The sequence below is a fragment of the Vibrio kanaloae genome, from assembly GCF_024347535.1.
In the GTDB taxonomy this organism is placed as follows: domain Bacteria; phylum Pseudomonadota; class Gammaproteobacteria; order Enterobacterales; family Vibrionaceae; genus Vibrio; species Vibrio kanaloae.
This window is the reverse complement of sequence record NZ_AP025497.1, coordinates 141,337-162,724: the sequence shown is the minus strand read 5'-3', so window position 1 is coordinate 162,724 and position 21,388 is coordinate 141,337. Positions and strand designations below refer to the sequence as shown.

Here is a 21,388-nt window from a genome sequence, read left to right as displayed (position 1 = left end):
CAAGCTCCCTTTTACCAAATAATCCTATCTTCTTTTAAAAAGAGGAGGGATTACTCTTCGTCTTCTAGCTCGATGTTGATACCTAGCGAGCGAATCTCTTTCAACAGTACGTTGAACGACTCAGGCATACCAGGTTCCATGCTATGGTTACCGTCTACGATGTTCTTATACATCTTAGTACGGCCGTTAACGTCATCTGACTTAACTGTTAGCATTTCTTGTAGAGTATATGCAGCACCGTATGCTTCTAGTGCCCATACTTCCATCTCACCGAAACGCTGACCACCGAACTGAGCTTTACCACCAAGTGGTTGCTGAGTTACTAGGCTGTAAGAACCCGTCGAACGAGCATGCATCTTGTCATCAACCAAGTGGTTTAGTTTCAGCATGTACATGTAACCAACAGTTACAGGACGCTCAAACGAATCACCAGTACGACCATCAAACAGTTTAAGCTGACCAGATTCTGGCAGATCACCCAGTTTAAGTAGTTCTTTGATTAGAGGCTCAGAAGCACCGTCGAACACAGGAGTAGCAATCGGTAGACCGCCACGTAGGTTCTTAATCAGTGTACGAACTTGATCATCAGACAATTCTGCAATATCAACTTTCTGACGAGTCTCACCAAGATCATAAACCTTCTGTAGGAACTCACGGAACTTATGCAGTTCTTGTTGTTCCTTAACCATTTGGTTGATCTTGTCACCGATACCTTTCGCAGCCAAACCTAAGTGTACTTCTAGGATCTGACCGATGTTCATACGCGATGGTACACCCAGCGGGTTAAGTACGATGTCTACAGGCTGACCTTTCTCATCGTATGGCATGTCTTCAACAGGGTTAATCTTAGAGATTACACCTTTGTTACCGTGACGACCGGCCATCTTATCACCAGGCTGGATACGACGTTTAACCGCTAGGTAAACTTTAACAATCTTAAGAACGCCAGGCGCTAGATCATCACCTTGAGTGATTTTACGACGCTTAGTTTCAAACTTCTTATCGAAGTCAGCTTTTAGCTCATCCCACTGCTCAGCAAGTTGCTCAAGCTGTGTTTGTAGCGCGTCGTCTTCTAGAACTTGCTCTAACCATTGCTTACGACCGATAGTATCAAGCTTAGCTTCAGAGTAACCACCAGACAGAAGTACAGCTTTAACACGGTTAAGAAGGCCACCCTCAAGAATTTGGAACTCTTCAGTTAGGTCTTTCTTAGCTTCTTTAAGCTGCATCTGTTCGATTTCAAGTGCACGCTTGTCTTTCTCTACGCCATCGCGAGTGAAGACTTGTACATCGATGATAGTACCTGAAACAGAGTTTGGTACACGTAGCGAAGTATCTTTAACATCAGATGCTTTCTCACCAAAGATCGCACGTAGTAGCTTCTCTTCAGGAGTCAGTTGAGTTTCACCTTTAGGGGTTACTTTACCAACTAGGATGTCGCCACCCTTAACTTCAGCACCAATGTAAACGATACCTGACTCGTCTAGTTTAGACAGAGCAGACTCACCTACGTTTGGAATATCAGCTGTGATCTCTTCAGAGCCCAGCTTAGTATCACGAGCCACACAAGATAGTTCTTGAATGTGGATTGTCGTGAAACGGTCTTCTTGAACTACGCGCTCAGATACTAAGATCGAGTCTTCGAAGTTGTAACCGTTCCAAGGCATGAACGCGATACGCATGTTTTGGCCAAGAGCTAGTTCACCAAGGTCAGTTGAAGGACCATCAGCAAGCACGTCGCCTCGTGCAACTGGTTCGCCAGGAAGTACAGTTGGACGTTGGTTAATACATGTATTTTGGTTCGAACGCGTGTACTTAGTTAGGTTGTAGATATCGATACCAGCTTCGCCAGGTACCAATTCATCTTCGTTAACCTTAACTACGATACGAGAAGCGTCTACAGACTGAACTTGACCACCACGCTTAGCAACCGCTGTAACACCAGAGTCAACGGCGATGTTACGTTCAATACCAGTACCGACTAGAGGCTTATCAGCCTTAAGTGTTGGTACTGCTTGACGTTGCATGTTCGCACCCATCAATGCACGGTTCGCATCATCGTGTTCTAGGAACGGGATAAGCGAAGCAGCGATAGATACTACTTGGTTTGTCGCAACGTCCATGTAGTCAACGTGATCACGAGGGTGAAGACCTGATTCACCTTTTTGACGAGCTGTGATTAGCTCATCTGCAAACGTACCTTCTTCTGTAAGAACAGTGTTTGCCTGCGCGATTACGAATTGACCTTCCTGGATTGCAGACAGGTAATCAACTTCTTCTGTTACTACACCATCCACAACACGACGGTACGGAGTTTCTAGGAAACCGTAATCGTTACAACGTGCAAACGCAGATAGCGAGTTAATTAGACCGATGTTTGGACCTTCAGGCGTTTCGATCGGACATAGACGACCGTAGTGAGTTACGTGAACGTCACGTACTTCGAAGCCTGCGCGCTCACGAGTAAGACCACCGGGACCTAAAGCAGAGATACGACGCTTGTGCGTAACTTCTGACAATGGGTTGTTTTGGTCCATGAACTGTGAAAGCTGTGAAGAGCCAAAGAATTCTTTCACTGCAGCAGAGATAGGCTTAGCGTTGATAAGGTCTTGAGGCATGATTGCGTCAAGGTCACCAAGGCTTAGGCGCTCTTTTACGGCACGTTCTACACGAACTAGACCAACACGGAATTGGTTTTCTGCCATTTCACCAACAGAACGGATACGACGGTTGCCAAGGTGGTCGATGTCGTCCACTTCACCAATACCGTTACGGATACCAATCAGTTTCTTCATCACTTCGATGATGTCTGATTCATCCAGAGTACCGCGCTCTTCTTCTTCTTCACGCTCGATAGAGCTGTTGAACTTCATACGGCCTACAGTTGATAGGTCGTAACGATCTTCAGAGAAGAATAGGCTTTCGAACAATGATTCTGCAGCTTCTTTCGTTGGTGGCTCGCCAGGACGCATCATGCGGTAGATTTCTACCAATGCAGAGATGCGATCTACTGTGCTATCGGCACGTAGAGTGTCCGACATGAATGGACCGTGATCTAGGTCATTCGTGAACAGAGTTTGTAGAGCCTTGTGGCCTGCTTGAGACAGGTTAGCAAGTGCTTCTAGGCTAATCTCTTGGTTCGCGCCAACGATGATCTCGCCAGTTGCTTCATTGATGTAATCTTTAGATGCAACTTTACCAACGATGTACTCTACTGGTACTTCGATGTGCTCAACGCCATCTTTTTCAAGTTGACGGATATGGCGAGCAGTAACACGACGACCAGTCTCAACGTAAGTTTTGCCGTTTGCTTCGATGTCGAATGACGCAGTTTCACCACGTAGACGATCAGGAACCAACTCCATAAGAAGAGTTTGGTCTTTAACTTCGAAGTTCACTTTGTCGAAGAACAGATCAAGGATCTCTTCAGTCGATTTACCAAGTGCACGAAGAATAATCGATGCTGGTAGTTTACGACGACGGTCGATACGTACGAATAAGTTATCCTTAGGATCGAACTCAAAGTCTAACCATGAGCCACGGTAAGGAATTACACGTGCGTTATAAAGAACTTTACCTGATGAGTGAGTCTTACCCTTATCACTGTCGAAGAACACGCCTGGGCTTCGGTGCAGCTGGGATACGATAACCCTCTCGGTACCATTAATTACGAAAGTACCATTGTCTGTCATAAGCGGAATTTCGCCCATGTAGACTTCTTGTTCTTTAATGTCTTTTACAGTACCTGCTGGTGCGTCTCGATCAAAGATAACTAAACGTAGTTTTACGCGTAGTGGCTTTGAGTAAGTAACACCGCGGATTTGACATTCTTTAACGTCAAAAACTGGCTCACCAAGACGGTAGCTAACGTATTGCAGCTCAGAATTGCCGTTGTAGCTCTGAATTGGAAATACAGAACGGAAAGCAGCTTCAAGACCGTATTGACCTTCAGGATCCTGTTCGATGAATTTGTCGAAAGAATCAAGCTGGATCGATAGTAGGTATGGAATGTCCAAAACTTGTGGACGAGTACCAAAATCCTTACGGATGCGCTTTTTCTCGGTATAAGAGTAAACCATGGGGTTCCTCAGCTCGCTGATAAGTGACCCAAACCACCCAAAACACTCTTCAGAGGGGGTGGTGACAAACAGCTGTTTACTGTAGTGAACAATCATTTCGAAAAAATGACTGTTTTTTTGCTCGGATTATGACGGTTAAACAGCGGAAATTTCGTCATAGCCCTACAGCGCAAAAAGGCCGGTGGTTAATTAACCACCAGCCATTAGCCTTTCGGCTATGAAATTAAGTAGTAATTACTTAACTTCAACAGAAGCGCCAGCTTCTTCTAGCTGTGCTTTAAGAGCTTCAGCTTCAGCTTTGTCAACGCCTTCTTTAAGCGCTGCAGGAGCTGAGTCTACAAGACCTTTAGCTTCTTTAAGACCTAGGCCAGTTGCGCCACGTACAGCTTTGATAACTTGTACTTTGTTAGCGCCAGCACCTGTTAGGATAACGTCGAATTCAGTTTGCTCAGCAGCAGCTTCGCCGCCAGCAGCGCCGCCAGCTACAACAGCAGCTGCTGCAGTAACGCCGAATTTCTCTTCCATAGCTTCGATAAGCTCAACAACTTGCATTACAGACATTTCTGCAACTGCGTCTAGGATTTGCTCGTTAGTAATAGACATAACAATTCTCTTTTAAGTCAACAATAAGTTTAAATAGCAACCAGTGAAAAGCAAGGCTTATGCCGCAGCTTCTTCTTTTTGGTCGCGAACAGCAGCGATAGTACGAACCAGCTTGCCAGCAGAAGCTTCTTTCATGCACATCATTAGGCGTGCAATTGCTTCGTCGTAAGTTGGTAGTGTCGCTAGTACTTCAGCATCAGTAACTGCGCCTTCAAATGCAGCAGCTTTGATCTCGAAATCTTTATTCTCTTTAGCGAAGTCTTTGAAAAGACGCGCTGCAGCACCTGGGTGCTCATTAGAGAATGCGATCAGAGTAGGACCAGTGAAAGTGTCTACTAGACACTCGTAGTCTGTACCCTGAACCGCACGGCGTGCTAGTGTGTTACGAACAACTTTCATGTAAACACCCGCTTCGCGAGCTTGTTTACGTAGAGAAGTCATTGCGCCAACTTCAACGCCACGAGAATCAGCTACAACTGCAGAAAGTGCACCACTGGCAGCTTCGTTGACTTCAGCAACAATTGCTTTTTTGTCTTGAAGATTTAAAGCCATTTGGATTAACCTCTGGTTGTGATTACAGCACCCAATACAAAATGTATTGAGCGTTTACGATGTTATTTAAAAATGAATAAATTCACTTCAAACCACAACATCGCCTACGTAGGTTTTATTAAGCCATCAACAATCTGATGAAAATCGATAGCGCCTACGGTCTTGGGATAGATAATTTCAAATTGCTTTAAAACCATCCAACCACAAATATTAGGCGCAGAAGTATACACTAAATCTGCGCCTAAGCAAATTAGTTTGCTTGAGTATCAAGACTAGCTTGATCAACAGCAACACCAGCACCCATCGTAGTCGAGATGCTTACTTTCTTCAGGTAAGAACCTTTAGCTGAAGAAGGCTTAGCTTTCTTAAGAGCAACTAGAAGTGCTTCTAGGTTCTCTTGAAGCTGGTTAGCTTCGAAAGATGCTTTACCGATAGTAGTGTGGATGATGCCGTTCTTGTCGTTACGGTAACGAACCTGACCAGCTTTAGCGTTCTTAACCGCTTCAGCAACGTTAGGAGTTACAGTACCAACTTTAGGGTTTGGCATAAGGCCGCGTGGACCTAGGATTGTACCTAGTTGACCAACAACACGCATTGCATCTGGAGAAGCAACAACTACGTCGAAGTTCATTTCGCCTTTTTTCACTTGCTCAGCAAGATCTTCCATACCAACGATATCTGCGCCAGCAGCTTTAGCAGCTTCTGCGTTTGCACCTTGAGTGAAAACAGCAACGCGGATGTCACGGCCAGTACCGTGAGGTAACACAGTTGCGCCACGAACGTTTTGGTCAGATTTACGAGCATCGATGCCTAGGTTAACAGCAACGTCTACAGACTCAACGAACTTAGCAGTTGCTAGTTCTTTAAGAAGAGCAACAGCTTCGTTGATCTCGTATTCTTTAGTTGAATCAACTTTGTCGCGGATTACGCGCATACGCTTAGTAAGTTTTGCCATGATCTTATCCCTCTACCACTAGGCCCATTGAACGAGCAGTACCAGCAATAGAACGCTTCATTGCTTCGATGTCAGCACCAGTCATATCAGCAGCTTTAGTTTCTGCGATTTCTTGGATTTGAGCGTCAGTTACAGTGCCCACTTTTTCAGTGTTTGGACGACCAGAACCAGACTTAACGCCAGCAGCTTTCTTAAGAAGAACAGCAGCAGGTGGAGTCTTAGTTACGAACGTGAAAGAACGGTCGTTGTAAACAGTAATAACTACTGGAGTAGGTAGACCTTTCTCAACAGATTCTGTTTTTGCGTTGAACGCTTTACAGAATTCCATGATGTTCACGCCGTGTTGACCTAGAGCAGGACCAACCGGTGGACTTGGGTTTGCCATACCAGCTGCAACTTGCAGTTTGATATAAGCTTCAACTTTCTTAGCCATGATATTTCCTAATATTTGGGTACATGCGCCAGCCGTCAAGCAAGCTCCCCATAATTTCAATTAACTCTTTTCCGCTTCCATAGAAGCAAAAAGGCGCGAAATTATAATCATAATTCGCGCCTTTAACAACCCTAAAAAGGTGATTTTTTATACTCTTTGATTTTGAACAGCTTATAAACTATTTATCCACAACTTGCTCAAAAGGTAAGAGTATTAATCCAGTTTTTCGACTTGACCAAATTCAAGCTCAACCGGTGTTGCACGACCAAAGATCGATACAGATACCTTAATACGGCTTTTCTCGTAATCTACTTCTTCAACAGTACCGTTAAAATCAGCAAATGGACCATCGTTCACACGAACCACTTCACCCGCTTCGAACATTGTCTTAGGACGTGGAGACTCGCTCGCTTTCTCTAGACGGTTCAAAATAGCATCAGCTTCTTTATCAGTGATTGGTGCAGGACGATCAGAGGTACCACCAATGAAGCCCATAACACGCGGAATGCTGCGTACTAAGTGCCATGATTCATCATTCATGATCATTTGAACTAAGACGTAGCCAGGGAAGAATTTACGTTCACTTTTACGGCGTTGACCTGCACGCATTTCCACTACTTCTTCAGTAGGTACTAAAACGTCACCAAAGAATTCTTCCATGTTGTGCATTTTAATATGCTCGCGTAGCGACTGAGCAACACGACCTTCAAAGCCAGAAAAGGCTTGAACTACATACCAACGTTTTTTTGGAGCTTCACTCATGAATCAGAACCCTCTACACCCCAGTTGCTAGAGAAACTAGACGGACCATAATGCCGTCAATTCCCCAAAGCACTAGAGACATAACAATACATACAGCTAAAACGATCAATGCAGTTTGCATAGTTTCTTGGCGAGTAGGCCAAACAACTTTACGAATCTCCATTCGAGATTCTTTTGCAAAATCGATCGCAGCTTTACCTTTAGTTGTTGTTGCTGCAACGCCTAGTGCGGCAGCAATCAGCACAACTACACCTGCAGCGCGAATCACAACAGACAATTCACCATACAGGTAATTACCCACAACAGCAGCAGCCAACAGAACAAAAGCGACAATCCACTTCATTGTATCTGCTGCACTTGAGCTATCAGGAGTTTCAGCGTTTGCTTTCATAAAACCAACCTGTGACAAGCCTTAAATATAGACGACAATAACCCCGCTGTTGCAGGGCACATTCCTTTGCGTTGCAAAACAACACATCTAACAGTCATTTTAGCCAAAAAGACCGTTTAATTCCTTGCTAAGAGTCGAAATTGATGCCAAATCGCTCAACTCTTTTTTTAGCGCAGAAAAAGGGCATCAAATGATGCCCTTTTTACTAGTGGTTCGTCAAATCTTATGCAAAGATTTTAGCTACAACACCAGCACCAACAGTACGGCCACCTTCGCGGATTGCGAAACGTAGACCTTCGTCCATTGCGATTGGAGCAATTAGCTCAACAGTCATTTGAACGTTGTCACCTGGCATTACCATTTCTACGCCTTCTGGTAGAGTGATATCGCCTGTTACGTCAGTTGTACGGAAGTAGAACTGTGGACGGTAACCCTTGAAGAAAGGAGTGTGACGGCCGCCTTCGTCTTTAGAAAGTACGTATACTTCAGACTCAAACTTAGTGTGTGGGTTGATAGAACCTTTCGCAGAAAGTACTTGGCCACGTTCAACGTCATCACGCTTAGTACCACGTAGAAGTGCACCAACGTTCTCACCTGCACGACCTTCGTCAAGCAGTTTACGGAACATTTCAACACCAGTACAAGTAGTAAGAGTTGTCTCTTTGATACCAACGATTTCTACTTCGTCACCTACACGTAGGATACCGCGCTCGATACGACCAGTTACAACAGTACCACGACCTTGAATTGAGAATACGTCTTCAATTGGTAGTAGGAACGGTTGGTCTACTGCACGCTCTGGCTCTGGGATGTAAGAATCTAGTGCTTCTGCAAGCTCAACAATCTTGTCTTCCCATTGCTTCTCGCCGTTTAGTGCGCCAAGTGCAGAACCTTGGATAACTGGTAGGTCATCACCTGGGAAATCGTATTCAGAAAGAAGTTCACGAACTTCCATCTCAACTAGCTCAAGTAGCTCTTCGTCATCAACCATGTCACATTTGTTCATGAATACGATGATGTAAGGGATACCAACTTGACGACCAAGTAGGATGTGCTCACGAGTTTGAGGCATAGGGCCGTCAGTCGCAGCAACAACTAGGATGCCGCCGTCCATTTGTGCAGCACCAGTGATCATGTTTTTAACATAATCCGCGTGTCCTGGACAGTCTACGTGTGCGTAGTGACGTGATGGAGTGTCGTACTCAACGTGAGAAGTAGCGATTGTGATACCGCGCTCACGCTCTTCTGGAGCGTTATCGATAGATGCGAAATCTTTAGCAACACCACCGTACACTTTTGCAAGTGTAGTACAGATAGCAGCAGTTAGAGTTGTTTTACCGTGGTCAACGTGGCCGATAGTACCAACGTTTACGTGCGGTTTCGTACGTTCAAATTTTTCTTTAGACATGGGGTGTCCCTCTAGGTACGGATTAGGTGGCTTACAATAAGACCACGCAACCAAAAAATGGTTTTCTTAATAAAAAGGAGAAGAAGCTTTAGACTGGTGCTAATACTCAGACTCGAACTGGTGTCTTCACCCTTTACTGAGGGTGAAATCTACCGACTGAGCTTATATCAGCACACAAAATGAGTTGGAGCGTGCAGCGGGAATCGAACCCGCATCATCAGCTTGGAAGGCTGAGGTAATAGCCATTATACGATGCACGCAACACGTAACTCTGCTTGAGCTATTTAACCTTTAGAATATGGTGGAGGGGGACGGATTCGAACCATCGAAGGCAGTGCCGGCAGATTTACAGTCTGCTCCCTTTGGCCACTCGGGAACCCCTCCAAATTTTGAGCTTCCTCTCGCTTACCTTATTGGAAGGGAGAAAGTGGTGCCGACTACCGGAGTCGAACTGGTGACCTACTGATTACAAGTCAGTTGCTCTACCTACTGAGCTAAGTCGGCACAAGTGGGGCGCATTTTATTGAATGATTTTCCACCTTGCAATAGCAAATTGAAAAAAAGTGAAAAAATCTCGTATCAAATTCCTCTATATCGCTATTTCGCTCAAGGTTTCTGTCTTTAACTCGTATCTAACACAGGAAGATATTTTATTTATCTAGCGCTTGATGTATTTTCCATGCTCTTATTTTGTTATCCACTATAGAGTTTTGTATGAGCCCATTTATGTCATTTGACCGCGAACGCTGGTCGGAGTTAAGGAATTCAGTTCCTATGACACTTTCTGAAAGCGACTTAAAAGAGCTTCAAGGCATCAATGAAAAGCTCACAATGGAAGAAGCTGTGGAGATCTATTTACCGCTATCTCGCCTATTGAACCTCTATGTGGCAGCCAGACAAAACAGAAATTCAATACTTCATCAATTTCTTGATAAGAAAGAAAAAGCGCCACCTTTCATCATCGGTATAGCAGGTAGTGTTGCGGTTGGAAAAAGTACAACGGCTCGGTTGCTCAAGGCATTATTATCGCGTTGGGAGAACCATCCAAAGGTAGAGCTTGTGACCACAGATGGTTTCTTGTATCCAAATAAAGTGCTGGAAGAAAAAGGCTTAATGAGCAAGAAAGGGTTTCCCGAATCCTACGACATCAAGCGTTTAGTGAAGTTTGTTTCTGATGTAAAAGCATGCCAAAGAAATGTCACAGCACCAGTATACTCGCATCTTACTTATAACATCACAGATGAGGAAAAATGCGTCGACCTGCCAGATGTGCTTATTATTGAAGGGCTTAATGTCTTGCAGACAGGCATGAACTACCCACACGAGCCGCATCGTGTCTTTATCTCCGATTTCCTCGACTTTTCACTCTACGTTGATGCTGATAGTAAACAAATTAAAGAGTGGTACATCAATCGTTTTTTCAAATTCCGCGATGGTGCGTTTACCAAACCAGGTTCATATTTTAGTCATTACACGAAATTATCAAACCAAGCAGCTTTAGATAAAGCGGAAGGGATCTGGCGCTCAATCAATGGCTTGAACCTAGAACAAAATATTCTCCCAACAAGGGAAAGAGCGCACCTAATCCTTCGTAAAGGTGCAGACCACATGGTTGAAGAAGTACTACTAAGAAAATAGGAAGGTCTTAGCTACCTTTCCTTAGTGAGATTTCACCGCCGATATAACTTTCGATACCATTCTCGGTTTTGAGTAACACAGCACCCTGCTCATCAATACCTTGTACGACACCTTCAATTTCTCGAGGTCCAATAATCAGCTTCACATTGCGACCTAAGAAGTTATCCAAGCGGTTCCAACGCTCTACAAAATTGGACATCCCTTTCAGCTCATAATCGACAAGAGACTTATCCCAGGCATTGATTAGAGCCTGCGCTAACTGACTACGGTCTGGCACCTTTCCATCACACACTTCTTTAAGGGAAGTCCATGGCTGGCCAATACCTGATGTTGTTGGATCCATGGATAAGTTTAGCCCTAAACCAATCACAATATGTGCAGCGCCACCAGACTGTCCTGACAGCTCGACCAAGATACCTGCAAGCTTCTTATCATTGTGGTAGAGGTCGTTCGGCCATTTGAGCTTTACACCTTCTACACCCATTTCTTCCAAAGCTTCAACAACAGCAACACCAACCACAAGGCTTAAGCCCATCGCGGCAGCCATCCCTGCGTCAAGTCTCCAATACATTGAAAGATAGAGGTTTGCACCGAATGGCGATACCCACTCTCGTCCACGGCGTCCACGACCCGCAGCTTGATATTCAGCAATACAGACAGAACCCGATTCGAGGGTGTTAGTACGCTCTAATAGGTGTTGGTTTGTAGAACCTATGATGGGAATGAGTTCAAGAGAAGCATCGCGACTAACTGCAGACAATTTTTCTTGGTCAAGCATATCCAAACGACTGGCTAGCTTGTAACCCTTGCCTTGTACTCGATAGATATCTAAACCCCACTCTTGAATACCTTTAATGTGCTTACTGATAGCCGCTCGTGATACACCAATCATTTCACCTAGGTCTTCACCTGAATGAAACTCACCGTCAGCAAGGCACCTCAATAGTGCAAGCTTGGTACTGTGTTCTCTCATGCCAATGACTCCAAAGCCTTATCTAGGTTTGTCTCGCAGTCTCGTCCCATAAAGCGCACTTCATGTTCCAATCGAATATCGAATTTATTCAATACAAACCTACGAATCCGCTCCGCAAGCTTGAGGATATCCGTAGCAGAAGCCTCGTCATAATTGATGATAACCAATGCTTGGTTAGGGTGAACCTGAGCACCACCTTCTGTTACGCCCTTGAGCTGGCATTGATCAATCAGCCAGCCCGCAGCGACTTTGATCATGTTATTACTCTCATAACCGACAATGTTTGGGTATAGAGCTAACAGGCGATCAAAATGATCTTCGGTGATCACAGGGTTTTTGAAAAAGCTGCCCGCATTCCCTTGTACTTTAGGGTCTGGTAGCTTACTTGAACGGATAGCACACACTTCATCAAATATAGTACGAGGAGAAAGACTATCAGCAGCTAGGCTTTTCAAAGGACCATAGTGATTACAGGGCTGCCACTCTTTAGGTAACGTTAAACCAATCGCAACAACAATCGCTTTACCGTAGAGAGCGTGTTTGAAAATAGAGTCTCGGTAACCAAAGAGACACTCTTCTTTGCTTAAGCGCTTAACTGTATAAGTATCCAGACACAGGATGTCGACATACTCACATACGTCTTGCAGTTCAACACCATACGCACCAATATTCTGAATCGGAGCTGAGCCTGAACAACCCGGTATCATTGCTAGATTTTCTAGACCACCCAGCCCCTTATCCACACTCCACTCAACCAAGCTTGGCCAATCTTCCCCCCCACTAACATGCAGTAGGTGATGACTGTCCGTCTCGGTCAACTCAATCCCGGCCAATTTATTCACAATGACCAGACCAGCGAAGTGCTCAGTAAAAAGCATATTACTGCCCTTACCCAGTATTAACTTAGGCAAAGCTGACCATTTAGGGTCTTTATAAAGCGAAATCAGTTCTTCGGTAGTGGTGACTTCAACCAACGCATCACACGTCTGATCGATGGAAAAAGTATGAACATTTTTTAAACTAGCATTGAGATGGAATTGCATGGCGATATTCAATTAACTTACACTGCGGTCATTCTACAGCAGATAAACCAATGGCGCAGTGACTGAATGAACAATGTCATCATTACTCAATTAGACCCAGTAAAGGTTCCCCTAGTTAAACGTTTCTATAAAGAACATTACCCAACGGGAAAAGCGAATAAGAGTGAACTGATCTATTCGTTATTACTGGATAACGAGCTGTGCGGTGTCGTGCGTTTTCGTACAATAGAAAATAATCGCTTACTTACTGGAATGGCGATATCAAAACAACATCGTGGTAAGCAATTAGGCTCCCAGCTTATGGATTACTGTGCGCAATATACGCTTACGGAAGACGATTACTGCTTTGCGTACGCTCATCTCACCAATTTTTATGCACGACACAAATTCGTACAAGTAGACCCTAAAGATCTACCAAATGGTTTAAGAGTTTTATACGAGCGCTATTCGAATAGCGGAAAAGATCTCATTCCTATGCATTATCAGCAAAATTGTTAGAGAATGCCTCGATTATCTAGTATTTGGTGCTATCCCTTTGGTAAAATTAAAGGTTCGCAATTTTGCATATTTTTAAGGTAAAACAGTCAATATGATTGCCAGTAGGAATCCATTCATACAGTTGCCAACCATAGCGCAGAATCCTGACAAGTTTGAAGTACTACTATCAGCGCAAGAGTTTCGAACTCGCCTACTTGATGAGATATCTCGCGCAACGACTCGTATTAGTTTAGTCGCTTTGTATCTTGAAGATGATGAGGCTGGCCGTGAGATCCTAACTGCCTTATATGAAGCAAAGCAAAAGAACCCAGAATTAAACGTGAGCGTTTGTGTCGATTGGCACCGAGCGCAGCGTGGATTGATTGGTGCAGAGTCTTCTGAAGGCAATGCAGCCATGTATAAAGAGTTTTCAGAAAAATATCAGCATTCTGTGCCTGTTTATGGCATTCCAGTTCGCGGCAAAGAAGTCTTTGGCGTATTGCACTTAAAAGGCTTTATCGTCGATGACAACGTGATATATAGCGGTGCCAGTCTTAATAATATCTATCTTAATTATCATGACCGTTATCGCTTTGACCGCTACCATGTTTTAAACAACGCAGCGCTTGCAGATTCAATGTTTGCGTATGTACACGATCAGATGGTTCCAGACAGTGCAGTTTACGACTTAGCTGATAAAAACAAGCCAATCACAAAAGAACTAAAACCAACAATTCGTCAGTTCCGCGCATCACTTGCGAGATCTCAGTATAAATTCGATGGGCAAGATGTATCTCCAGAGCAAGTCGCCGTTACGCCATTAGTCGGAATAGGTAAGAGACGTAACCGCTTGAATCAAGGAATCAACCAACTCATTGCCCAAGCTAAAGATGAGATATTCATCTGCACCCCCTACTTCAACTTCCCTCCTAGCTTAGCTAAGGAAGTTAAGAAGGCGTTAAAACGCGGGGTCAAGGTTAGTATTGTTGTTGGTGATAAAACAGCGAACGATTTTTTTATCTCACCAGAAGAAGAGTTTAAAACAATTGGTGGATTACCATACCTTTATGAGTTGAACCTACGCCGTTTTGCCAAAGCCAATGAAGCGAATATCGCCAGTCGCAATCTATCGATCCGCCTTTGGAAACATGACTCCAATAGTTTTCATCTTAAAGGTATTTGGGTCGATAAGCGCTATATGCTGCTAACGGGTAGTAACCTAAACCCTAGAGCATGGAAACTTGATCTAGAGAACGGTATATTTATCCAAGACAATTACCATCATCTAACCGATAAGTTCCAAGTTGAGGTTGATAATATCCTTCAACATACCCAGTTAATTTGCACTTATAAGCAGTTAGACAAGATAGATAGCTACCCGTTGGACGTACAAAAGCTACTTCGTAAGATAACTCGAGTGAAAGCCGACAGAGTACTAAAACAGATACTTTAAGTTTCTTTCTAAGCTATTACCTAGGTGCCCAGCCTCGTCGCTGGGCATTTTATTCTAGGTAAGAAGCTTAAAATTAATATCAAATGGCTATATCTATTCTGAAACCATTTCCTCGAGAGCCTGCTAGCACCCACTTACAGCAATGGTATTTAGGTAACTCTTGATAAACCTCAGATGAGATATTACTTTTTTGTAATCGTCATCTAAGGCTAAAATCCATATGCCAGAAACGACAAAAGCCTAGTCGTAAGACTAGGCTTTCTAATAAGTGGCGGAGTGGACGGGACTCGAACCCGCGACCCCCGGCGTGACAGGCCGGTATTCTAACCAACTGAACTACCACTCCGCAGTGGTCAACTCACTAAGTGAGCGTCCATATCTCCAGGTCGGTCAACCTAAAGATTTAATTTAAAGCCTGGCGATGTCCTACTCTCACATGGGGAAGCCCCACACTACCATCGGCGCTATTGTGTTTCACTACTGAGTTCGGCATGGAGTCAGGTGGGTCCACAATGCTATGGTCGCCAAGCAAATTCTGTTTAATTGACGCCTCTGCGACAATTAATAATTCGGAAAGCTGTTTCTCTATTCAATAGAGCAATAAAAGTCTCTTCAAACGCATTCAAGGTCTGTTTCTTTGAGTCCACAAAACCCCTTGGGTGTTGTATGGTTAAGCCTCACGGGCAATTAGTACAGGTTAGCTCAATGCCTCGCAGCACTTACACACCCTGCCTATCAACGTCGTAGTCTACGACAACCCTTTAGGACACTTATAGTGCCAGGGAAAACTCATCTCAAGGCTCGCTTCGCGCTTAGATGCTTTCAGCGCTTATCGATTCCGAACGTAGCTACCGGGCAATGCCATTGGCATGACAACCCGAACACCAGAGGTTCGTCCACTCCGGTCCTCTCGTACTAGGAGCAGCCCCTTTCAATTTTCCAACGCCCACGGCAGATAGGGACCGAACTGTCTCACGACGTTCTAAACCCAGCTCGCGTACCACTTTAAATGGCGAACAGCCATACCCTTGGGACCGACTTCAGCCCCAGGATGTGATGAGCCGACATCGAGGTGCCAAACACCGCCGTCGATATGAACTCTTGGGCGGTATCAGCCTGTTATCCCCGGAGTACCTTTTATCCGTTGAGCGATGGCCCTTCCATTCAGAACCACCGGATCACTATGACCTGCTTTCGCACCTGCTCGAATTGTCATTCTCGCAGTCAAGCGGGCTTATGCCATTGCACTAACCACACGATGTCCAACCGTGTTTAGCCCACCTTCGTGCTCCTCCGTTACTCTTTGGGAGGAGACCGCCCCAGTCAAACTACCCACCAGGCACTGTCCGTAATCCCGATTCAGGGACCAACGTTAGAACATCAAAACTACAAGGGTGGTATTTCAAGGACGACTCCATCACATCTAGCGACGCAATTTCATAGTCTCCCACCTATCCTACACATGTAGGTTCAATGTTCAGTGCCAAGCTGTAGTAAAGGTTCACGGGGTCTTTCCGTCTAGCCGCGGGTACACTGCATCTTCACAGCGATTTCAATTTCACTGAGTCTCGGGTGGAGACAGCGTGGCCATCATTACGCCATTCGTGCAGGTCGGAACTTACCCGACAAGGAATTTCGCTACCTTAGGACCGTTATAGTTACGGCCGCCGTTTACCGGGGCTTCGATCAAGAGCTTCGACCGAAGTCTAACCCCATCAATTAACCTTCCGGCACCGGGCAGGCGTCACACCGTATACGTCATCTTACGATTTTGCACAGTGCTGTGTTTTTAATAAACAGTTGCAGCCACCTGGTATCTGCGACTCTCGTCTGCTCCATCCGCAAGGGACTTCACTGATAAGAGCGTACCTTCTCCCGAAGTTACGGTACCATTTTGCCTAGTTCCTTCACCCGAGTTCTCTCAAGCGCCTTGGTATTCTCTACCCGACCACCTGTGTCGGTTTGGGGTACGATTCCTTACAATCTGAAGCTTAGAGGCTTTTCCTGGAAGCATGGCATCAATGACTTCACACCCGTAGGTGCTCGACATCGTATCTCAGCGTTAAGAAAGTCCGGATTTACCTAAACTTTCCGCCTACATACTTGAACCTGGACAACCGTCGCCAGGCCCACCTAGCCTTCTCCGTCCCCCCATCGCAATTGTAAGAAGTACGGGAATATTAACCCGTTTCCCATCGACTACGCCTTTCGGCCTCGCCTTAGGAGTCGACTTACCCTGCCCCGATTAACGTTGGACAGGAACCCTTGGTCTTCCGGCGAGGGAGTTTTTCACTCCCTTTATCGTTACTCATGTCAGCATTCGCACTTCTGATACCTCCAGCAGCCCTTACAGACCACCTTCAACGGCTTACAGAACGCTCCCCTACCCCACATACCCTAAGGTACGTAGCCGCAGCTTCGGTGTATAGCTTAGCCCCGTTACATCTTCCGCGCAGGCCGACTCGACCAGTGAGCTATTACGCTTTCTTTAAATGATGGCTGCTTCTAAGCCAACATCCTGGCTGTCTGAGCCTTCCCACATCGTTTCCCACTTAGCTATACTTTGGGACCTTAGCTGGCGGTCTGGGTTGTTTCCCTCTCCACGACGGACGTTAGCACCCGCCGTGTGTCTCCCGGATAGTACTTACTGGTATTCGGAGTTTGCAAAGGGTTGGTAAGTCGGGATGACCCCCTAGCCTTAACAGTGCTCTACCCCCAGTAGTATTCGTCCGAGGCGCTACCTAAATAGCTTTCGGGGAGAACCAGCTATCTCCAGGTTTGATTGGCCTTTCACCCCTAGCCACAAGTCATCCGCTAATTTTTCAACATTAGTCGGTTCGGTCCTCCAGTTGATGTTACTCAACCTTCAACCTGCCCATGGCTAGATCACCTGGTTTCGGGTCTAATCCTAGCAACTGTACGCCCAGTTAAGACTCGGTTTCCCTACGGCTCCCCTAAACGGTTAACCTTGCTACTAAAATTAAGTCGCTGACCCATTATACAAAAGGTACGCAGTCACACCACGAAGGTGCTCCTACTGCTTGTACGTACACGGTTTCAGGTTCTATTTCACTCCCCTCACAGGGGTTCTTTTCGCCTTTCCCTCACGGTACTGGTTCACTATCGGTCAGTCAGTAGTATTTAGCCTTGGAGGATGGTCCCCCCATATTCAGACAGGATATCACGTGTCCCGCCTTACTCGATTTCACTGATGATGATGTGTCGGTTACGGGGCTATCACCCTTTACTGCGCCACTTTCCAGAGGCTTCACCTGCATCATTAAAAGCTTAAGGGCTAATCCAATTTCGCTCGCCGCTACTTTCGGAATCTCGGTTGATTTCTCTTCCTCGGGGTACTTAGATGTTTCAGTTCCCCCGGTTTGCCTCCTGCTGCTATGTATTCACAACAGGATACGTGCTTGTGCACGTGGGTTTCCCCATTCAGAAATCCCAGACTCAAAAGGTTATTACTACCTAATCTGGGCTTATCGCAAGTTATTACGTCTTTCATCGCCTCTGACTGCCAAGGCATCCACCGTGTACGCTTAGTCACTTAACCATACAACCCGAAAGGGTTTCTATTTGCTTTCACTTTAAAAAGTGAAGACAAATAAGCGTATGGCAACTAACCAAGGTTTTTGGTTGTCATCAAGAAGGGTTAATTCTCAATGACTGTTTGCCGGACTCAATTTACTTTTTGTTTCCACTTTTTAATAAAAAGTAGAATCAAAAAATGAACAATCATTTCTGATCATTCGAATACAAGACACTTGAATGTGTTTGTTGTGTTTATCAATAAAGATAAACATTGAGAACTTTTAAATTTGATTAACTTAATCACAGCCTTGAGCTGTTTGATTTTACTTTTTAAAGTGAAAACCAATTAAGTAATCAGTCAGCTTTCCAAATTGTTAAAGAGCAATGAGACTTCTTGTGAAGTTCATTTTCTAAAGACTCTCACAGTCGAAAAATCCAACCAACGACAAAAGAAGTGGTTTGAATATTTAAATAAGTAAGAATATTTAGAGAATGGTGGGCGATACCGGGCTCGAACCAGTGACCCCCTGCTTGTAAGGCAGGTGCTCTCCCAACTGAGCTAATCGCCCACTAAAAGTTTTAATTCCTTCGTGGAGAAAGAATGGTGGGTCGTGCAGGATTCGAACCTGCGACCAATTGATTAAAAGTCAACTGCTCTACCAACTGAGCTAACGACCCAATGGTATCCCGTAGGGGAGTCGAACCCCTGTTACCGCCGTGAAAGGGCGGTGTCCTAGGCCTCTAGACGAACGGGACACTGCTAATTCATCTCCACTTTCAAAAGTAGAAACAAACTTTGAAGAACTTGGGAGTTCTTCGTCTCTTTGCTTTTCTAAACCTAATCAATCTGTGTGGACACTCATCGTCAATATCTTCGTATAAGGAGGTGATCCAGCCCCAGGTTCCCCTAGGGCTACCTTGTTACGACTTCACCCCAGTCATGAACCACAAAGTGGTAAGCGTCCTCCCGAAGGTTAGACTACCTACTTCTTTTGCAGCCCACTCCCATGGTGTGACGGGCGGTGTGTACAAGGCCCGGGAACGTATTCACCGTGACATTCTGATTCACGATTACTAGCGATTCCGACTTCATGGAGTCGAGTTGCAGACTCCAATCCGGACTACGACGCACTTTTTGGGATTCGCTTACCATCGCTGGCTCGCTGCCCTCTGTATGCGCCATTGTAGCACGTGTGTAGCCCTACTCGTAAGGGCCATGATGACTTGACGTCGTCCCCACCTTCCTCCGGTTTATCACCGGCAGTCTCCCTGGAGTTCCCGACATGACTCGCTGGCAAACAAGGATAAGGGTTGCGCTCGTTGCGGGACTTAACCCAACATTTCACAACACGAGCTGACGACAGCCATGCAGCACCTGTCTCAGAGCTCCCGAAGGCACTCCTGCGTCTCCGCTGGATTCTCTGGATGTCAAGAGTAGGTAAGGTTCTTCGCGTTGCATCGAATTAAACCACATGCTCCACCGCTTGTGCGGGCCCCCGTCAATTCATTTGAGTTTTAATCTTGCGACCGTACTCCCCAGGCGGTCTACTTAACGCGTTAGCTCCGAAAGCCACGGCTCAAGGCCACAACCTCCAAGTAGACATCGTTTACGGCGTGGACTACCAGGGTATCTAATCCTGTTTGCTCCCCACGCTTTCGCATCTGAGTGTCAGTATCTGTCCAGGGGGCCGCCTTCGCCACTGGTATTCCTTCAGATCTCTACGCATTTCACCGCTACACCTGAAATTCTACCCCCCTCTACAGTACTCTAGTTCACCAGTTTCAAATGCAGTTCCGAGGTTGAGCCCCGGGCTTTCACATCTGACTTAATGAACCACCTGCATGCGCTTTACGCCCAGTAATTCCGATTAACGCTCGCACCCTCCGTATTACCGCGGCTGCTGGCACGGAGTTAGCCGGTGCTTCTTCTGTTGCTAACGTCAAGAGATGTTGCTATTAACAACACCCCCTTCCTCACAACTGAAAGTACTTTACAACCCGAAGGCCTTCTTCATACACGCGGCATGGCTGCATCAGGCTTGCGCCCATTGTGCAATATTCCCCACTGCTGCCTCCCGTAGGAGTCTGGACCGTGTCTCAGTTCCAGTGTGGCTGATCATCCTCTCAGACCAGCTAGGGATCGTCGCCTTGGTGAGCCATTACCTCACCAACTAGCTAATCCCACCTAGGCATATCTTGACGCGAGAGGCCCGAAGGTCCCCCTCTTTGGCCCGTAGGCATCATGCGGTATTAGCCATCGTTTCCAATGGTTATCCCCCACATCAAGGCAATTTCCTAGGCATTACTCACCCGTCCGCCGCTCGACGCCCATTAACGCACCCGAAGGATTGTTAGTGTCGTTTCCGCTCGACTTGCATGTGTTAGGCCTGCCGCCAGCGTTCAATCTGAGCCATGATCAAACTCTTCAATTTAAGATTTTGTGACTCAACGAATACTGACTTCAAAACTAATATTCATGTAAACATGAACATGTAATTCTAAAGCTATTACCATTCCAACAGAATGGTAATGAATTGACTGTGACAAATAACCCCTCTCTATAAAGAAAGTAATTATTCGTATTGGTCACTCAGTTCATTGAAATCATTGTGTTACCGAAGTAACTGTTATTACGCTCTTTCGAAAAAGAACCAATAACGTTTTGATATTCATCAACGAGTGCCCACACAGATTGATAGGTTTAAATTGTTAAAGAGCCTGTTCTCTAAAAAGAGAACGCTTTCAGTGCCTTAGCACTTAAGCAGGACGCGTATATTACGATTTCCACTTTGAAAGTCAACATAAAACTCTAAGAAACTTAGAACTCTATGGTGACTTGTCTATTACATAGACAAAGCCGAACTTTTTGTCTTCACTTTCAAAAAAGTGAAAATAAATAAGAGCCTGGCGATGTCCTACTCTCACATGGGGAAGCCCCACACTACCATCGGCGCTATTGTGTTTCACTACTGAGTTCGGCATGGAATCAGGTGGGTCCACAATGCTATGGTCGCCAAGCAAATTCTGTTTAATTGACGCCTCTGCGACAATTAATAATTCGGAAAGCTGTTTCTCTATTCAATA

General features: G+C 45.4%; 13 protein-coding genes, 8 tRNA genes and 4 rRNA genes. 3 read left to right on the top strand and 22 right to left on the bottom strand.

From position 1 onward, the window contains the following. Positions 1-50: 50 nt before the first annotated feature. From rpoB to OCV24_RS00705, 12 genes are all read right to left on the bottom strand, one after another. On the bottom strand, positions 51-4,079 hold the full coding sequence (rpoB, locus tag OCV24_RS00760; RefSeq protein ID WP_017055915.1) for a DNA-directed RNA polymerase subunit beta: 4,029 nt from the start codon (positions 4,077-4,079) through the stop codon (positions 51-53). Between the two features lie 234 nt (positions 4,080-4,313). Next, positions 4,314-4,682, bottom strand: coding sequence for a 50S ribosomal protein L7/L12 (gene rplL, locus OCV24_RS00755; RefSeq protein ID WP_017055916.1), 369 nt, complete (start codon positions 4,680-4,682; stop codon positions 4,314-4,316). Positions 4,683-4,739: 57 nt separating this feature from the next. Beyond that, positions 4,740-5,234, bottom strand: coding sequence for a 50S ribosomal protein L10 (gene rplJ / locus OCV24_RS00750; protein WP_010435550.1), 495 nt, complete (start codon positions 5,232-5,234; stop codon positions 4,740-4,742). Positions 5,235-5,484: 250 nt separating this feature from the next. Further along, positions 5,485-6,189: a 50S ribosomal protein L1 gene (rplA, locus tag OCV24_RS00745; RefSeq protein ID WP_017055917.1), complete on the bottom strand. Its 705-nt coding sequence runs from the start codon at positions 6,187-6,189 to the stop codon at positions 5,485-5,487. A 4-nt stretch (positions 6,190-6,193) separates the two neighbouring features. Then, positions 6,194-6,622 (bottom strand): 50S ribosomal protein L11, encoded by a 429-nt coding sequence (rplK, locus tag OCV24_RS00740; RefSeq protein WP_026084318.1) that lies wholly within the window; start codon positions 6,620-6,622, stop codon positions 6,194-6,196. A 213-nt stretch (positions 6,623-6,835) separates the two neighbouring features. Then, on the bottom strand, positions 6,836-7,384 hold the full coding sequence (nusG, locus tag OCV24_RS00735) for a transcription termination/antitermination protein NusG (RefSeq protein ID WP_017055919.1): 549 nt from the start codon (positions 7,382-7,384) through the stop codon (positions 6,836-6,838). Between the two features lie 13 nt (positions 7,385-7,397). After that, a complete protein-coding gene (gene secE / locus OCV24_RS00730) occupies positions 7,398-7,775 on the bottom strand; it encodes a preprotein translocase subunit SecE (RefSeq protein ID WP_017055920.1) in 378 nt (125 codons plus the stop codon). Between the two features lie 223 nt (positions 7,776-7,998). Next, positions 7,999-9,183, bottom strand: a complete 1,185-nt coding sequence (tuf, locus tag OCV24_RS00725; protein WP_077680933.1) for an elongation factor Tu — start codon at positions 9,181-9,183, stop codon at positions 7,999-8,001. A 94-nt stretch (positions 9,184-9,277) separates the two neighbouring features. Continuing rightward, positions 9,278-9,355, bottom strand: a tRNA-OTHER gene (locus tag OCV24_RS00720). A 13-nt stretch (positions 9,356-9,368) separates the two neighbouring features. Beyond that, a tRNA-Gly gene (locus OCV24_RS00715) sits at positions 9,369-9,443 on the bottom strand. 39 nt (positions 9,444-9,482) lie between these two features. Next, a tRNA-Tyr gene (locus OCV24_RS00710) sits at positions 9,483-9,567 on the bottom strand. 44 nt (positions 9,568-9,611) lie between these two features. Next, positions 9,612-9,687 (bottom strand) — tRNA-Thr (locus OCV24_RS00705). Positions 9,688-9,897: 210 nt separating this feature from the next. Between OCV24_RS00705 and coaA the strand changes: the two genes are divergently transcribed. Continuing rightward, complete coding sequence (gene coaA, locus OCV24_RS00700) at positions 9,898-10,821, top strand: type I pantothenate kinase (protein ID WP_029626842.1); 924 nt, start codon at positions 9,898-9,900, stop codon at positions 10,819-10,821. A 7-nt stretch (positions 10,822-10,828) separates the two neighbouring features. Here the strand turns inward: coaA and birA are convergent, their stop codons facing one another. Together birA and murB are read right to left on the bottom strand one after the other, a co-directional pair. After that, on the bottom strand, positions 10,829-11,794 hold the full coding sequence (gene birA, locus OCV24_RS00695; protein WP_017055411.1) for a bifunctional biotin--[acetyl-CoA-carboxylase] ligase/biotin operon repressor BirA: 966 nt from the start codon (positions 11,792-11,794) through the stop codon (positions 10,829-10,831). After that, complete coding sequence (gene murB, locus OCV24_RS00690; RefSeq protein ID WP_136981562.1) at positions 11,791-12,837, bottom strand: UDP-N-acetylmuramate dehydrogenase; 1,047 nt, start codon at positions 12,835-12,837, stop codon at positions 11,791-11,793. The genes birA and murB overlap by 4 nt, the downstream gene beginning before the upstream one ends. A 66-nt stretch (positions 12,838-12,903) precedes the next feature. Between murB and OCV24_RS00685 the strand changes: the two genes are divergently transcribed. Next, entirely contained in the window at positions 12,904-13,335 is a 432-nt protein-coding gene (locus tag OCV24_RS00685) for a GNAT family N-acetyltransferase (RefSeq protein ID WP_136981563.1), read from the top strand. A gap of 91 nt (positions 13,336-13,426) precedes the next feature. Further along, entirely contained in the window at positions 13,427-14,767 is a 1,341-nt protein-coding gene (pssA, locus tag OCV24_RS00680) for a CDP-diacylglycerol--serine O-phosphatidyltransferase (RefSeq protein WP_150879395.1), read from the top strand. A 269-nt stretch (positions 14,768-15,036) separates the two neighbouring features. On the opposite strand, the gene OCV24_RS00675 is transcribed toward pssA, so the two are convergent. From OCV24_RS00675 to rrf (OCV24_RS00640), 8 genes are all read right to left on the bottom strand, one after another. Then, positions 15,037-15,113, bottom strand: a tRNA-Asp gene (locus OCV24_RS00675). A 67-nt stretch (positions 15,114-15,180) separates the two neighbouring features. Then, a 5S ribosomal RNA gene (rrf, locus tag OCV24_RS00670) occupies positions 15,181-15,296 on the bottom strand. 137 nt (positions 15,297-15,433) lie between these two features. After that, positions 15,434-18,326: ribosomal RNA gene (locus OCV24_RS00665) — 23S ribosomal RNA — on the bottom strand. Between the two features lie 471 nt (positions 18,327-18,797). Next, positions 18,798-18,873, bottom strand: a tRNA-Val gene (locus OCV24_RS00660). 33 nt (positions 18,874-18,906) lie between these two features. Next, positions 18,907-18,982 (bottom strand) — tRNA-Lys (locus tag OCV24_RS00655). Positions 18,983-18,984: 2 nt separating this feature from the next. Next, positions 18,985-19,060: transfer RNA gene (locus OCV24_RS00650), tRNA-Glu, on the bottom strand. Positions 19,061-19,183: 123 nt separating this feature from the next. Then, a 16S ribosomal RNA gene (locus tag OCV24_RS00645) occupies positions 19,184-20,736 on the bottom strand. Between the two features lie 470 nt (positions 20,737-21,206). After that, positions 21,207-21,322, bottom strand: a 5S ribosomal RNA gene (gene rrf / locus OCV24_RS00640). The 16S, 23S and 5S rRNA genes sit together here with 4 tRNA genes alongside, the layout of an rRNA operon. Positions 21,323-21,388: the final 66 nt, after the last annotated feature.

Coding starts and splice junctions, on each gene's coding strand:
- rpoB (WP_017055915.1), bottom strand. CDS start 4,079: ATGGTTTACTCTTATACCGAGAAAAAGCGCATCCGTAAGGATTTTGGT.
- rplL (WP_017055916.1), bottom strand. CDS start 4,682: ATGTCTATTACTAACGAGCAAATCCTAGACGCAGTTGCAGAAATGTCT.
- rplJ (WP_010435550.1), bottom strand. CDS start 5,234: ATGGCTTTAAATCTTCAAGACAAAAAAGCAATTGTTGCTGAAGTCAAC.
- rplA (WP_017055917.1), bottom strand. CDS start 6,189: ATGGCAAAACTTACTAAGCGTATGCGCGTAATCCGCGACAAAGTTGAT.
- rplK (WP_026084318.1), bottom strand. CDS start 6,622: ATGGCTAAGAAAGTTGAAGCTTATATCAAACTGCAAGTTGCAGCTGGT.
- nusG (WP_017055919.1), bottom strand. CDS start 7,384: ATGAGTGAAGCTCCAAAAAAACGTTGGTATGTAGTTCAAGCCTTTTCT.
- secE (WP_017055920.1), bottom strand. CDS start 7,775: ATGAAAGCAAACGCTGAAACTCCTGATAGCTCAAGTGCAGCAGATACA.
- tuf (WP_077680933.1), bottom strand. CDS start 9,183: ATGTCTAAAGAAAAATTTGAACGTACGAAACCGCACGTAAACGTTGGT.
- coaA (WP_029626842.1), top strand. CDS start 9,898: ATGAGCCCATTTATGTCATTTGACCGCGAACGCTGGTCGGAGTTAAGG.
- birA (WP_017055411.1), bottom strand. CDS start 11,794: ATGAGAGAACACAGTACCAAGCTTGCACTATTGAGGTGCCTTGCTGAC.
- murB (WP_136981562.1), bottom strand. CDS start 12,837: ATGCAATTCCATCTCAATGCTAGTTTAAAAAATGTTCATACTTTTTCC.
- OCV24_RS00685 (WP_136981563.1), top strand. CDS start 12,904: ATGAACAATGTCATCATTACTCAATTAGACCCAGTAAAGGTTCCCCTA.
- pssA (WP_150879395.1), top strand. CDS start 13,427: ATGATTGCCAGTAGGAATCCATTCATACAGTTGCCAACCATAGCGCAG.